General features: G+C 63.5%; 13 protein-coding genes. 7 read left to right on the forward strand and 6 right to left on the reverse strand.

All coding sequences use genetic code 11. The features are described 5' to 3' along the window. Positions 1-7: 7 nt before the first annotated feature. Positions 8-814, forward strand: coding sequence for a gamma-carboxygeranoyl-CoA hydratase (locus MOQ67_RS20175; protein ID WP_017848114.1), 807 nt, complete (start codon positions 8-10; stop codon positions 812-814). Further along, entirely contained in the window at positions 811-2,736 is a 1,926-nt protein-coding gene (locus tag MOQ67_RS20180) for an acetyl/propionyl/methylcrotonyl-CoA carboxylase subunit alpha (protein ID WP_198718208.1), read from the forward strand. Before MOQ67_RS20175 ends, MOQ67_RS20180 begins: the two co-directional genes overlap by 4 nt. Here MOQ67_RS20180 and MOQ67_RS20185 read toward each other — a convergent pair. After that, a complete protein-coding gene (locus MOQ67_RS20185) occupies positions 2,733-3,368 on the reverse strand; it encodes a LexA family protein (protein WP_046485399.1) in 636 nt (211 codons plus the stop codon). The genes MOQ67_RS20180 and MOQ67_RS20185 overlap by 4 nt on opposite strands. Before the next feature lie 129 nt (positions 3,369-3,497). Between MOQ67_RS20185 and MOQ67_RS20190 the strand changes: the two genes are divergently transcribed. Beyond that, complete coding sequence (locus MOQ67_RS20190) at positions 3,498-3,848, forward strand: DUF6124 family protein (protein ID WP_126585746.1); 351 nt, start codon at positions 3,498-3,500, stop codon at positions 3,846-3,848. A 464-nt stretch (positions 3,849-4,312) separates the two neighbouring features. Continuing rightward, on the forward strand, positions 4,313-5,464 hold the full coding sequence (locus tag MOQ67_RS20195) for a M14 family metallopeptidase (RefSeq protein ID WP_198718207.1): 1,152 nt from the start codon (positions 4,313-4,315) through the stop codon (positions 5,462-5,464). Positions 5,465-5,504: 40 nt separating this feature from the next. Here the strand turns inward: MOQ67_RS20195 and MOQ67_RS20200 are convergent, their stop codons facing one another. From MOQ67_RS20200 to MOQ67_RS20220, 5 genes are all read right to left on the reverse strand, one after another. Then, positions 5,505-6,044 (reverse strand): cytochrome b, encoded by a 540-nt coding sequence (locus MOQ67_RS20200; RefSeq protein ID WP_017848120.1) that lies wholly within the window; start codon positions 6,042-6,044, stop codon positions 5,505-5,507. After that, a complete protein-coding gene (locus tag MOQ67_RS20205; RefSeq protein WP_017848121.1) occupies positions 6,041-7,123 on the reverse strand; it encodes a catalase family peroxidase in 1,083 nt (360 codons plus the stop codon). Before MOQ67_RS20205 ends, MOQ67_RS20200 begins: the two co-directional genes overlap by 4 nt. A 119-nt stretch (positions 7,124-7,242) precedes the next feature. Then, positions 7,243-8,007: an enoyl-CoA hydratase-related protein gene (locus MOQ67_RS20210; protein ID WP_017848122.1), complete on the reverse strand. Its 765-nt coding sequence runs from the start codon at positions 8,005-8,007 to the stop codon at positions 7,243-7,245. A 43-nt stretch (positions 8,008-8,050) separates the two neighbouring features. Continuing rightward, on the reverse strand, positions 8,051-9,349 hold the full coding sequence (locus MOQ67_RS20215) for a hypothetical protein (protein ID WP_198718206.1): 1,299 nt from the start codon (positions 9,347-9,349) through the stop codon (positions 8,051-8,053). Further along, on the reverse strand, positions 9,342-10,949 hold the full coding sequence (locus MOQ67_RS20220; RefSeq protein WP_198718205.1) for an amino acid adenylation domain-containing protein: 1,608 nt from the start codon (positions 10,947-10,949) through the stop codon (positions 9,342-9,344). Before MOQ67_RS20220 ends, MOQ67_RS20215 begins: the two co-directional genes overlap by 8 nt. A gap of 198 nt (positions 10,950-11,147) precedes the next feature. Here MOQ67_RS20220 and MOQ67_RS20225 point away from each other — a divergent pair, with 198 nt between their 5' ends. The 3 genes from MOQ67_RS20225 to zapE all read left to right on the forward strand — a co-directional run bounded on the left by MOQ67_RS20225 (position 11,148) and on the right by zapE (position 13,600). Further along, entirely contained in the window at positions 11,148-11,654 is a 507-nt protein-coding gene (locus MOQ67_RS20225) for a sigma-70 family RNA polymerase sigma factor (protein WP_046382864.1), read from the forward strand. Continuing rightward, entirely contained in the window at positions 11,651-12,388 is a 738-nt protein-coding gene (locus tag MOQ67_RS20230) for an anti-sigma factor family protein (RefSeq protein ID WP_046485410.1), read from the forward strand. The genes MOQ67_RS20225 and MOQ67_RS20230 overlap by 4 nt, the downstream gene beginning before the upstream one ends. Positions 12,389-12,505: 117 nt before the next feature. After that, positions 12,506-13,600 (forward strand): cell division protein ZapE, encoded by a 1,095-nt coding sequence (gene zapE, locus MOQ67_RS20235; protein WP_198718204.1) that lies wholly within the window; start codon positions 12,506-12,508, stop codon positions 13,598-13,600. The last annotated feature ends 1 nt before the right edge of the window (position 13,601 follow it).

A 13,601-nucleotide genomic window follows, 5' to 3' on the forward strand; every position in this document is an offset into this window, starting at 1 on the left:
GTACCCCATGAACGATTTCAACACCCTCGAACTGATCACCGACAGCCGTGGTTTCGCCACGCTGTGGCTCAGTCGCGAAGCCAAGCACAACGCCTTCAACGCCGAGATGATCCGCGAACTGATCATCGCCCTCGACCAGGTGCAGGGCAATGCGTCGCTGCGCTTTCTGGTCCTGCGCGGGCGCGGCAAACACTTCAGCGCCGGCGCCGACCTGGCCTGGATGCAACAGTCGGCCGAACTGGATTACGCCACCAACCTCGACGACGCCCGCGAACTGGCGGAGCTGATGTACAACCTGGCCAAGCTGAAAATCCCGACGCTGGCGGTGGTGCAAGGCGCGGCCTACGGTGGCGCGCTGGGCCTGATCAGTTGCTGCGACATGGCGATCGGGGCCGATGACGCGCAGTTCTGCCTGTCGGAAGTACGCATCGGTTTGGCGCCTGCGGTGATCAGCCCGTTTGTGGTGCAAGCCATCGGGGAACGCGCGGCGCGTCGTTATGCGCTCACGGCCGAACGCTTTGGCGGCGAACGCGCGCGCGACATCGGCCTGCTGGCGGAAAGCTATCCGGCCGAAACCCTGGATCAACAGGTCGACCACTGGATTGCCAACCTCCTGCAAAACAGCCCGGCAGCGATGCGTGCAAGCAAGGATCTGCTGCGCGAAGTCGGTAACGGCGCCCTCACCCCGGCGCTGCGGCGCTATTGCGAAAATGCCATCGCCCGGATCCGCGTCAGCGCCGAAGGCCAGGAAGGTTTACGCGCATTCCTGCAAAAACGCCCGCCCAGCTGGCAGTCGCAGGAGCCACGCTCATGAGCACACTGACTACCATACTGGTGGCCAACCGTGGCGAAATTGCCTGCCGCGTGATGCGTACCGCCAAGGCGATGGGGTTGACCACCGTGGCGGTCCACAGCGCCACCGATCGCGATGCGCGCCATAGCCGCGAAGCCGATATCCGCGTCGACCTGGGCGGCAGCAAAGCGACCGACAGTTACCTGCAAATCGACAAACTGATCGCCGCCGCCCAGGCCAGCGGCGCCCAGGCGATTCATCCGGGCTACGGCTTCCTTTCCGAAAACGCCGGTTTTGCCCGCGCCGTCGAGGCGGCCGGGTTGATCTTCCTCGGCCCGCCCGCCTCGGCAATCGACGCCATGGGCAGCAAATCCGCCGCCAAGTCACTGATGGAAACCGCCGGCGTGCCGCTGGTGCCGGGCTACCACGGCGAAGCTCAGGACCTGGACACCTTCCGCGCCGCCTGCGCGCGCATCGGCTACCCGGTGCTGCTCAAGGCCACGGCCGGTGGCGGCGGCAAGGGCATGAAAGTGGTCGAGGACGTCAGTCAACTGGCCGAAGCCCTGGCTTCCGCCCAGCGTGAGGCGCTGTCGTCCTTCGGCAACGCGCAGATGCTGGTGGAGAAGTACTTGCTCAAGCCACGCCATGTGGAGATCCAGGTATTTGCCGATCAGCAGGGGCACTGCCTGTACCTCAACGAGCGCGATTGTTCGATCCAGCGGCGCCACCAAAAAGTCGTCGAGGAAGCCCCGGCGCCCGGCTTGAGCGCCGACCAGCGCCGGGCGATGGGTGAAGCCGCGGTGCGTGCGGCCCAGGCCATCGGTTATGTGGGCGCGGGCACGGTGGAATTTTTGCTGGATGCCCGTGGCGAGTTTTTCTTTATGGAGATGAACACGCGGCTGCAAGTGGAACACCCGGTGACCGAGGCGATTACCGGCCTCGACCTGGTGGCCTGGCAGATTCGCGTGGCTCAGGGCGAAGCGCTGCCGATCACCCAGGCGCAGGTGCCGTTGATCGGCCATGCGATCGAGGTGCGCTTGTATGCCGAAGACCCGGCCAATGATTTCCTCCCCGCGACCGGCCACTTGACGCTGTACCGCGAATCCGCACCCGGCCCGGGCCGCCGCGTGGACAGCGGCGTCGAGCAAGGCGACAGCGTTTCGCCCTTCTACGACCCGATGCTCGGCAAGCTGATTGCCTGGGGCGAGGACCGCGAACAAGCGCGGCTGCGGCTGTTGAGCATGCTCGACGAGTTCGCCGTCGGCGGACTCAAGACCAACCTGGGCTTCGTGCGACGCATCATCGCCCATCCGGCGTTTGCCGCCGCCGAGCTGGATACCGGCTTTATTCCGCGCTATCAGGACGAACTGCTGCCGCTGCCCGGAGCATTGAGCGACGAATTCTGGCAGGCCGCGGGTTCGGCCTTCATGCAGAGCCTGCCGGCCGGCGACGGGCCGTGGGCAGACACCCGCGGCTTTCGCGCAGGGCTGCCCGCCGAAGTCTCGCTGCACTTGAGCTGCAACGGCCAGGATCGCCTGGTGACGCTGGCGCAACACACGCCGCGACTGCAAGGCGAACAGCTGCTGATCGACCACCAGGGCGTGCGCCGTGCCCATCTGGCCGTGCGTAGCGCAGGCACGCTGTTCCTGCGCTGGGACGGCGACATGCATGCCGTCAGCCTGTTCGATCCGATTGCGGCGGTCGAAGCCAACCAATCCCACCAAGGCGGCCTCACCGCGCCGATGAACGGCAGCATCGTGCGGGTGCTGGTGGACATCGGCCAGACCGTCGAAGCCGGCACGCAGTTGGTGGTGCTGGAAGCGATGAAGATGGAACACAGCATCCGCGCGCCCCAGGCCGGCGTGGTCAAGGCACTGTTCTGCCAGGAAGGCGAAATGGTTGCCGAAGGTTGCGCGCTGGTCGAGCTTGAACCCGCGGACTAGAACTTCGCCGTGGCCTGCACGACGACGCCGAGGATGCGGCAATCGTCGCTGAACAGGCGCTTGGGGTAAGTCGGATTGAGCGGTACCAGGTACAGCTGGCCGCTCTCTTCGCGCAACTGGCGGAAGGTCGCCTGCGGGCTGTACGCCCACTGCGCGACCACCAGCTTGCCGGGTTCGGCGTCGATGGCCGGGTCCACCAGGATCATCATCCCGGCACCGATGCTCAGGCCACTGGGCGCGGTCATTGCGTCGCCGACCACGGGCAGCCAGTAAGCCTCGCCCTGGGCATGGTAGTCCGTCAGTTCGAAGCGCGCCGCGCCGTAGGCCGGGCGCTCTTCGCGAAGTTCGCACACGCCTTTCCAATCGCTGACCGGGTAGCGGAAGTACGGGTTGTAGTGTTGTGGCCCAACCGGCAGCGCATCGGCCTTGCGACGAATATCCAGCGCGACTTCCAGGGAGCCCAGCCCCAGCGCTTCCAGCACCCGGTTCATGTCCGCCAGGCTTGGCACCCGGCGCTTGTTCAGCCAATGCCCGACACCGCCCTGGGACATGCCCAGGCGTTCGGCCAGTTTATCCTGCGTGACCTTGCGGTCTTTCATGTTGGCCCTGACCAACGCGATCCATTTATCCATGGGGCCTGACAATACGTCGCGTATTTTTCAGGGCAATAAACAGTTTGTAGTAATCCATAAAACGACATAAATACGATACGTACTATCATCGGGTATCAGCGTTTCGACACCCAACCCGAGTACCGCCCTATGACGACAAGCCCGTATCGCCTGCCCTGCGAACCCGAATCCCATGAGCTGCTCGACATGCGCAGCAGCGGCGCCGCCCAACGTGCGCTGGATTACTATTTGAAAGAAGAGATGTGCGCCTCGGCCCCGAACGACGCCTTCTTCAGCATCAAGCCCGGCGTCAGCCCGGAGGAAGCCCTGGTGCATGCCTCGGACCTGTTGCGCAGCGCGGCTGCCACAGCCTACGAATCGGCGAGCAGCCATCAAGGCAACCAGCGTGACCTGGCATTTTCAGTGGTGTATTTGATTGATATGGCGAAGGCGATGGTGGAGCGATCGTTGCAGGCGCCGCAGACTCAGGACGGTGCATGAGCCACGCGAAAGAAAAATATTTCTATCCCACGGATAAAAACATTTGACTTGCAAATGATAATGATTATTATTGGACCAAGCTGATCGCGAGATCAGTCGATAGACCAAGGGACCTTAGGTCGGACTCTTGGAATATCTCCTCATCAGGCTAATCACGGTTTTTGACCCGGCTCTTTGGCCGGGTCTTTTTTTTGCCAGCGTCTCTGGCTTTGCTTCAGGCTAATGAAGACTGTGTGTTGCTTGATGGCACGCATGATAGCAAAAGACCATCGTCAAAAGAAAGTCGGGCGACCGCTCTGGCTCAGACCTTTGCGAAATAGCACTTGAGAATCAATCTCATAAATTCTAAGCTGCTGCGGCGTCAAGGATGACGCCCCCTCCTCCCGCAACAATTTTGCATCCGGATTTTGCCCGGCCTCTGTGTAAGATAACCGCCACAACACTCATACTCAGGCAGCCAGACTATGACCGTGGCCTTGACCTCCATCAAAATCAGCACCAACTTCGACAGCGGCAACATCCAGGTTCTGGATGCCAGCGATGCCTATCACTTGTTGCTGGCAATCAAACCCGATACCCGCAGTCACCATTTCCAATGGTTCCATTTCAAGGCCGAAGGCATGCACGTGGGCCACACCCACACCTTCCGCCTGAGCAATGCCGGGCAATCGTCCTATAAACACGCCTGGAGCGGCTACAACGCCGTGGCGTCGTATGACCACGTCAATTGGTTCCGGGTGCCTACGCGTTTCGACGGCGAAACCCTGCACATCAGTCTCGAAACCCGTGAGAAACACGCCTGGTTTGCCTACTTCGAACCCTACAACCGCGAACGCCACGACTGGCTCATCGACCAGGCGCTGAACCATGCCGGCACCCGCTTGCTGGCCACCGGTAAAAGTGTCGAAGGCCGCGATATCCAACTGTTGCGCCGTGGCAAAGGTGGCGAAGGCCGGCGCAAGGTGTGGATCATCGCCCAGCAGCACCCCGGCGAGCACATGGCCGAATGGTTTATGGAAGGCATCATCGAACGCCTGCAGCAGGACGGTGACGCCGAGCTGAAAAAGCTGTTGGCCGTCGCCGACCTGTACCTGGTGCCGAACATGAACCCCGACGGCGCGTTTCACGGCCACCTGCGCACCAACGCCATGGGCCAGGACCTCAATCGCGCCTGGCAGAGCGCCAGCCAGGAGATCAGCCCGGAAGTGCTGTTCGTCCAGACGCAAATGGAAAAGTATGGCGTCGACCTGTTCCTCGATATCCACGGTGACGAAGAAATCCCCTACGTATTCGCCGCCGCCTGCGAAGGCAACCCCGGTTACACCCCGCGTATCGAAGCCCTGGAAAAGCACTTTCGCAGCCACCTGAGCGCCTTGACCCGTGACTTCCAGACCACCCACGGCTACACCCGCGACCTGCCGGGCGAAGCCAATATGACCCTGGCCTGCAATGCCGTCGGTGAGAAGTACGACTGCCTGTCGCTGACCCTGGAGATGCCCTTCAAGGACAACGACGACGCGCCCAACCCGAACACCGGCTGGTCGGGCAAACGCTCGATGCAGTTGGGCAAGGATGTGTTGAGCAGCGTGGCCGATATCGTCAGCCTGTTGCGCTGAATGTGGCGAGCGTGCTCGCCACACGGATCAAGCGCGGGCCTCAGTCCTGGGTGCCCGTCATGCTCTGCAGCACGCCGTCACGGCGAATCAACCCATGGAACAGCGCCGCCGCCAGGTGCAACAACACCGTGAAAAACAGCACGTAGGCAAGATAGCCATGGGCCTTGCGCAGCACCGCGAACAGCGGTGCGTTGGCCGACACCAGCGCCGGCAGTTGCACCGAATGGCTGAGCATCACCGGGTCGCCCGCCGCCGAAATCATCGCCCAGCCGAGCAGCGGCAACACCAGCATCAAGGCATACAGCAGCCAATGGGAAGCCTTGGCCGCCAACACTTGCCATCGCGGCAGATCGCCAGGCAACGGCGGTTGGCGCGTGGAAAAGCGCACCGCCAAACGCACGATCACCAACGCCAGGATCGCGATACCCAGCGGCTTGTGCAGGTGAATCAACCATTCATGCCGTTCGGAAACCGACGCTGCCAGGCCCGCGCCGATGAACAGCATGGCGATGATCATCAGCGCCATCAGCCAGTGCAGCAGGCGCGCCAGGGGGGCGAAAAACCGTGGTTGGGCATTCATGGCTTCGACTCCTGAGGGGGGCGGTGCAACGGGCTGACTTCTGCGGCGCGGCGCAGGTAGGAACTGGCGTAGGCGGCCGAACGCGCAGCCAACAGCGGGTCATTCGAAGCCTCGATGCCGCTTGGCAGAATCAGCGGATCGAAGTTGATGTCGCGGCAATCGCCGTCTGCTTGCGCTTGGCTGCTTTGCAGCACCAGGGTGCCGGCGTTGAGTATTTTGTGCTCACCGATCCAGGGTTTGCTTGCATCGTCGAGCGGATCGCCGGGGTTGGCCAGTGTCAGGTTCAACTGCCAACGCAGCGGTCCTGAAGCCAGACGTTGCACCAGGTCTTTTTCCAGGAAGTCACTGCCGGCTGGCGCGGTATCGCCCACAGCATCCTGGCTTTGCGCGACAACCGCCCAACGCACGGCCTGGCGCTTGCCATCGGCGCCCACCAGGAAAAACGCGTTGATGCCGTTGTAGGTTTCCGTCGCATAGCTGGCGGATGGCTTGGCCGTCTTGACCCACGCCAGGAACGGCGCGGCCTCGGGATGGGCCGCAAAGAACGCCGGCATATTCGCCGGGTTGGGCTTGCCGGTGGCCGGATCGGGCGCGCCGGCCTTGAGCAGTTGATAGAACGCCTCGGGGGTGCCCACCGGAAACACCGGCATGCTGTTCATCCCGGTGCGCCACTGCTGGCCGTTGGCCTGGCTGAATTGCACGGCAAAACTGCGGATCGGCACACTGCTGTCGGGCGCGTAGGGGTTACCGCTGGGCAAGGCAAACCGGCCGATCAAAGGGGTCCTGGCCGCATTGAATACCTGGGCACTGGAGTAGGCACGCGCCTCGGCGCTGCTCTCGAAGTACCCCGCGACACATACGCCCTTGGCATGGTTGCGCCGAAACCCCGGGTGGATGCCGTTATTGGTTTCCAGGGCATTGACCAGGGTTTTGGGCTGCAGCCGTTGTGGGTCGAAGGTGCCGTTGACGTAGGCAAACGCCCCGGCGACAGCCGCTACCACGCCACCGATACACGCCAGCCTGATCGCCAGGCTGGCCGTGCTGAGTGGCGGACGGGGCGGTGATGAGTGATCTACCATGAAAAGCTCCAGGGCACATGGCCAAGGGGAAATTGAGCTATGAGACGAATCCCATGTAGGTTTATTCCTCCTTCACTGTAGTTTTTTTCAGAGCAGCCAGCGCCGAGTCCTTGGCCCTCCTACACCCGATTAAACGCGGCCGGTCGCTTGTCGAGAAACGCCTGCATGCCCTCCTGCTGATCGGGCGTGGCGAACAGACTGTGGAACAGTCGACGTTCCAGCCGCACGCCCTCGTGCAGCCCGAGCTGCAGGGATTGCTCGACCGCCTCGCGCGCCGCCCGGGTGGCCAGGCGAGAAAAACCGGCGATTTGCGCGGCCACCGCCAGCGTCTGCTCCAGCAAGCTCGCCGCCGGATAGACACGCGACACCAACCCGGCCTGTTCAGCCTCGTGAGCCGTCATCGGCCGCCCGGTCAGCACCAGATCCATGGTCTTGGCCTTGCCGATCAAGCCTGTCAGACGTTGGGTCGCCCCCATGCCAGGGATCACGCCGAGCTTGATCTCCGGCTGGGCAAAGGTGGCGCTATCGGCGGCAAAGATCATGTCGCACATCAGCGCCAGTTCGCACCCTCCGCCGAAGGCGTAACCGTTGACGGCGGCGATGGTCGGCGTGCGCAGGCGGGTAAATGCCTCCCAGCCGACGAAGTAATCCTCGTTGAGCATGTCCTGATAGGTCTTGCCGCTCATCTCCTTGATATCGGCTCCGGCGGCAAAATACTGCGCACCGCCGGTAATGACAAAACACCCGACCTGGGGGTCCTGGTCCAGGGCCTCCAGACAGGAAACCAGCTCGGTCATCAGCGCCGAGTTCAGCGCATTCTTGACCTGGGGACGATTGAGCCTGACCAGGACCACCCGACCCTGACGCTCGATCACTACATTCATAGGCACCTCCATTGATTGATATCGTTTAATGAACACATGCGCTTCACGAATCCCAGATCGCGCCATAGGCGGGTATCCCCCGGGCTTCCAGCTCTTGCACGACCTGCCGCGTCAGTCGTTGGTTGGCGATACAGATCACAGCCTCCGCGCCACAGGCTTGCACCGCGCCGTAGGCCAACTGCACCAGGTCAGGTTTGCCGCGCTCATCGGTGTCCCAGATCAACGCGTCGGGCTGGGCACGCAGGATCTCGTCGACCCATTCGTCGCCGTAGGTCTTGCGCGGGCTGCGGGTCGACCAGATCAGTTGGATCGGCAGCCGCGCCGCGAGTAAATGCGGCATGACCGGGCCGATCCCGCTGCCGGTGGCGACGTACACCACCGACTTGAACAGGGTTTCCACATGGGCCACGCCAGCGGTGGTGATGCCCTTGACCCACACATGGCGCGGCAGGTCCTCGATAAACCGCCCCGTCCAATCCCCGGCGCGGGAAATGGTCAGCCGAAACCCGGTTTGGCCCGGTGTGGGGATGTTGGCAAACGAGTGCCACTCCAACAGCGGATGTCGGCTGATCGCGGTCGACGAACCGGCGAATGGCGTGGTGTGGGTAAAGCGCGTAATCACCGCATGCCCGGAAGGCCGCGTGTGCTCAACGGCGACCTTGCGCAGCCGCAGCCAGGGCAGTGCGATGCTCAGCGTCAACAGCACCAGCATCCAGAACGCGCCACTGTGCAGCAGGCTCGCACCGCGTTCGACGGACGCCAGCAAGGTCAGCGCCCAAAACAACAGCAACGCGGCCCACCCCGCAAACCGATGAACCCGCTCGAAGCCATTGTGAAATCGCCCCCGGATGCGCGGTTGCGCCATGCCCACCATCAACAGCAACACGCCGAGCAGCGTCGCGCCAAGCCACAACCCAGCGAACGAAACGCTGCCCGGCCGCTGCAGATAGTCCGCGGCCTGCACACCGACCCACCCCGCAAACCAGCCCGTGGCCGCCAGGGCCGCGCCACTGTGCAGCCCGCCGACGTGGTACACCTTGGCCGCGCTGCGCCGCACACGCAGCGGCCAGGTGACGGGGATGCGCGTCGCCAGCCAGAACAACGCATTGATCAGGTATTGCTGGCGAATCAGGATGGCCAGCGACAGGTTGATCAGCACCAGCGACGACAACGTCTGGGTGCTGACGCCCTGCAGGCCGACGCCCAGCACCGCAAACGCCAGGTTGCTGAGCAACACCAGCGCTGCCAGGCGGTTGTAGTAGGAAAACACCGGCAACGCCGTCCAGCGCCGCCAGAGCGCCGGTTTGGGCGGCACCACGGTTTGGCTCAGGGCATCAAGCATGGCCAGGCTCCTGCACCGCGAACGCCTGCACGGCCACCCACCTTTCACGCGCCCGTTGCAGCAACAGCGCCTTGTCGATCTTGCCGCGGGCGGTCAGTGGAAAATGCTCCACTGCGTCGATCAGCGCCGGCACGCAGTAGTAGGCCAGGCGCTGCTCGCATTGGCGTCGGCAGGACGCCACGTCGGCGCTGGCCGGCGAAACAAAGGCGACCAAGGTGCGGCTGTCGAGTTTTAGCGTGACGGCCCGCGTGCAGCCATCGCCGGCTTCCAGGGCGCTGGACACCGCGTCCAGCTCTACCCGGAACCCGCGGACTTTCACTTGGTCATCGACGCGCCCCAGGTGCTCGAGTTGCCCGTCGGCCGTCCAGCGTCCCAGGTCGCGTGTGCGGAACATCATGGCGTCGCCGCCCACAAAGGGGTCCGGGCGGTACCGTTCGTGGGTCAATGCGCGGTTGTTCAGATAACCCGCCGTTACCCCGGCGCCGCCCGCCCACATTTCCCCGGCTTGCCCCGCCTCACAGGGGCGGCCCTGTTCGTCGAGCACGTACACGCTGTTGTTGGGGGTCGGCTGGCCGATGGTCAATGGTGTGCCAGGCACATGCCGATGCAGCGTATTGACGATGGTGGTTTCGGTGGGGCCGCAGCCGTTGTAGAACGTGCAATGCGCCGCCCAACGCTCGGCCAGGGCCTGGGAACAGGGTTCTCCGGCGACCGCGACCACCTGGAGATCGGGGCACTGCCGAGGATCGAGGCCGGCCAGGATCGAAGGGGTTGCGATCAACACATGGCATTGTGCAGCGGTCTGCGCAATGGCTTTGCCGCGAATCAGCAAGGTCGCGCCATGGGCCAGGCAGCCGAGTATTTCCCAGGCTGCCATGTCGAAGCCGATATTGAGGATCTGCCCGACATTGCGGCCCGGCGCCATGCCCATCCGCCCGGGCTGCGTCAACAGGATGTTGCATACGTTACGGTGACTGACACACACGCCGTTGGGGCGCCCCGTGGTGCCGGATGTGAACAGCACGAAACACAGGTCGTGGGTGTCGACGACGGCGCCCACCGGCTTATTGTCCTGGGCGATCCAGGGCACTTCGGCCAGGAACGTGTCCAGGCACAAGCTGCGATGGGCAGCGTCTGACGGGATGCGATCCGCCAGGTGCGACAGGGTCAGAATCAGCGGGCTGGTCAATGACTCGAGGACCATGGCCAGTTGCAGGGGCGGGACGATTCTGGCGTCCTGCGGCACATACGCGGCGCCGACCTTCAACACGGCCAACAGGCCCACCAGCATGGGGATCGAACGCTCGACGAACAGCGCCACAGTGTCGCCGCGTTTGACGCCCTGCTCGATCAAGCCCGCGGCCAAACGATTGGCTTGGCGGTTGAGTTGTTCATAACTGATGCGCTGCCCCGCACACACTGCCGCCGTCGCATGCGGCGCCAGCGCCGCTTGCGCTTCGATGGCGTGGTGGATACAGGCGGCGCTCGGCGGGGTCGATGGGCCAAAGCCCCATTGCTCAACCAAGGCGCGCTGCAGGGCAGGCAGAGGCGCCAGCATGGACGGGGAAAAAAGCGGTTTTTCGGTCGGTGAAAACATCATGGATACACCCTCATCGGTTGACTGCCGAAAAATGGCTGGCAGGTACGAGGGTGGATTGAGGTACGAGCCCGCGATTACAGGCGCTCAGGCTTTACAGAAACTTCTCACCGACACGCGTAAAGTTTCTTTTCATCGCGAGTGGAATAACCTACGGGGAGCAGCGTCTACCTGCACACAACCGGTTAGACTCGACTCCCCATGCATGAACTCGACGAACAGTTACGTGAACTCATCCCCAGGCTGCGGCGCTTTGCCCTGTCCCTGAGCCGTAACGCCAGCAGCGCCGACGACCTGGTGCAATCGACCCTGGAACGGGCGATCACCCGCTGGGCCGACAAAACCGTCGACGGCGACCTGCGCGCCTGGCTGTTCTCGATCCTCTACCGGCAGTTCCTCGATGCCCATCGGCGCACCCGGCGCTATGCGCGCATGCTCGAGTTCTTCACTGGCCGCGACGATGTGCAGCCGTCGGTCGAACGCACGGTAATCGCCCAGTCGACCCTGCAAGCCTTCGACCGGCTCAACAGCGAACAGCGCGCCCTGCTGTTGTGGGTGTCGGTCGAAGGCTTGAGCTACAAGGAAGTCGCGCAGATTCTCGACGTGCCCATCGGCACTGTGATGTCGCGTCTGTCCAGGGCGCGCCAAGCCCTGCGTCAACTCAGCGATGGCGAAATGACCAGCCCTTCCCTGCGGATACTCAAATGATCAGCCTGCCCCCCAGCGAACGCGATTTGCATGCCTACGTCGACCAGCAACTGCCGGAGAGCGATCGACGCGTGCTGGAAACCTACTTGGCCGCCCACCCCGAGGTCGCCGCCCAGGTGCATGCCTGGCAGCAGGACGCGCACGTATTGCGCGCCGCCTTGAGTGGCGCGTTGCAGCAGCCAGCCAACCCGGCCCTGGACCCGGCGCTGATCCGCCAGCGCATCAAGCAGCAGTCGCGCCGCCATTTCGCCACGGCGGCGGTGTTGCTGATGGCGGTCAGCCTCGGCGGCCTGGGTGGTTGGCAGGCGCGCGAAGCCACGCAACCGCCCATGCTGCCCATGGCCGATGCCATGCAGGCTTACCGCCTGTTTGCCCTGGACGGTGTGCTGCCCGCCGACTATCACGCCCAGGGCAACGCCACGATGCAAACCTGGCTCGACCGCTATTTCAACCAGGCCCAGCGTCTGCCCGACTTGAGCCAGGCGGGTTTCACCGCCGTCAGCGGGCGCTTGCTCAGCACCGAACAAGGCGCGGCGGCGATGGTGCTGTACGAGGATCGGCAAGGCCGGCACATCAGTTTCTACATCCGCCCGCCGGGCCCGGAAAATAACTTCCTGCCCCGCGGCAGCCGCAGCGCCGATGGTTTGCTCGCCGAGTACTGGTCCGGCGGCGGGTACAACTACGCAATGGTCAGCCCGCAGGGGCTGCCGACCACGCCGCTGCTGCAGTTCTGAAGCCCACGCCCCGTAAAGGCCATGCGTTTTCGAGATGGCTGGCGACGCGCTTCGCTATTGGTCAAATCCCGATTGTCGCCCTAAAGTGAGCGACCACCGCACACAGAGTGACTCCCCTTGGCGCCGCGTTCCCTGATCCGTCGTTTGCTCGGTAAAAAACACCCCACCCATGACGACTCACCCATCCCCACCTTCTTTCAGACCAAGGCCGAGCAGCACGGCTATACCCTCAGCGCCGCACAGGCCCGGGCGATTGCGGCGATGGCGCGCGAGACCCACCACCTGCTCGCCGGCCAGCCCACCCGCAGCCTGTATTTGCACGGGCCGGTGGGGCGCGGCAAAAGTTGGCTGCTGGACGGGTTTTTCCAGGCATTGCCGATCGCCGAAAAACAACGCGTGCATTTCCATGATTTTTTCGCCCGCCTGCACCGGGGCATGTTCGCCCACCGTCAGCACCACGACGCACTGGCGGTGACCCTGGATACGCTGCTGGACGGCTGCCGCGTGCTGTGTTTCGACGAATTCCATGTCCACGATATCGGCGATGCGATGCTGATCAACCGCCTGTTCAAGGCGTTGTTCCAACGTCGCGTGCTGGTGTTGGTGACGTCCAATTATCCGCCGCAAGGGCTGTTGCCCAACCCGCTGTACCACGAGCGATTCAAGCCAGTGATCGACCTGATCGCGGCGCGCATGGACGTGCTGGAAGTCAGCTCGCCCAAGGACTTTCGCAGCCTGCCCCAGGCCCATGCCGAACAGCGCTTCAGCAGCGGTCGGTACGTGTGGCCGGGTACACCGGCGCAGAGAACCGCGCTCGGGCTGCCGGCCACGGATTGCCCGGCGCAGGCGCTGACGGTCGGCAACCGCCAGCTGCGCTGCCGCAGCCAGCAGGCACGGCGCATCGCCTTCACCTTCCATGACCTCTGCGAACAACTCACGGCGGTGATGGATTACCTGCTGCTGTGCCAGGACTTCGACGAGTGGATCATCGACGGGCTGCCGCACCTGGCAGACTGCCCGATCGCCGTGCAACAGCGCTTTATCAACTTGGTGGACGTGCTCTACGACCAGGATAAACAGCTGATCCTGATCGGCGCGCACCCGCTGGAGCAGGCCTTGAGCGGCCAGGCCATCGATCTGGCGCGCACCGCCAGTCGCCTGAACCAATTGCAGGCGGTCCGCCCGCAACACACGCCCGACCCGGTATCATGAG

This window comes from Pseudomonas sp. LY-1 (assembly GCF_053502595.1).

What these genes read in the sequence shown, in the direction of transcription:
- MOQ67_RS20190 (WP_126585746.1), top strand. Translation starts at nt 3,498, where the DNA reads ATGACGACAAGCCCGTATCGCCTGCCCTGCGAACCCGAATCCCATGAG.
- MOQ67_RS20225 (WP_046382864.1), top strand. Translation starts at nt 11,148, where the DNA reads ATGCATGAACTCGACGAACAGTTACGTGAACTCATCCCCAGGCTGCGG.
- MOQ67_RS20230 (WP_046485410.1), top strand. Translation starts at nt 11,651, where the DNA reads ATGATCAGCCTGCCCCCCAGCGAACGCGATTTGCATGCCTACGTCGAC.
- MOQ67_RS20220 (WP_198718205.1), bottom strand. Translation starts at nt 10,949, where the DNA reads ATGATGTTTTCACCGACCGAAAAACCGCTTTTTTCCCCGTCCATGCTG.
- MOQ67_RS20215 (WP_198718206.1), bottom strand. Translation starts at nt 9,349, where the DNA reads ATGCTTGATGCCCTGAGCCAAACCGTGGTGCCGCCCAAACCGGCGCTC.
- MOQ67_RS20195 (WP_198718207.1), top strand. Translation starts at nt 4,313, where the DNA reads ATGACCGTGGCCTTGACCTCCATCAAAATCAGCACCAACTTCGACAGC.
- MOQ67_RS20210 (WP_017848122.1), bottom strand. Translation starts at nt 8,007, where the DNA reads ATGAATGTAGTGATCGAGCGTCAGGGTCGGGTGGTCCTGGTCAGGCTC.
- MOQ67_RS20180 (WP_198718208.1), top strand. Translation starts at nt 811, where the DNA reads ATGAGCACACTGACTACCATACTGGTGGCCAACCGTGGCGAAATTGCC.
- MOQ67_RS20200 (WP_017848120.1), bottom strand. Translation starts at nt 6,044, where the DNA reads ATGAATGCCCAACCACGGTTTTTCGCCCCCCTGGCGCGCCTGCTGCAC.
- MOQ67_RS20175 (WP_017848114.1), top strand. Translation starts at nt 8, where the DNA reads ATGAACGATTTCAACACCCTCGAACTGATCACCGACAGCCGTGGTTTC.
- MOQ67_RS20185 (WP_046485399.1), bottom strand. Translation starts at nt 3,368, where the DNA reads ATGGATAAATGGATCGCGTTGGTCAGGGCCAACATGAAAGACCGCAAG.
- MOQ67_RS20205 (WP_017848121.1), bottom strand. Translation starts at nt 7,123, where the DNA reads ATGGTAGATCACTCATCACCGCCCCGTCCGCCACTCAGCACGGCCAGC.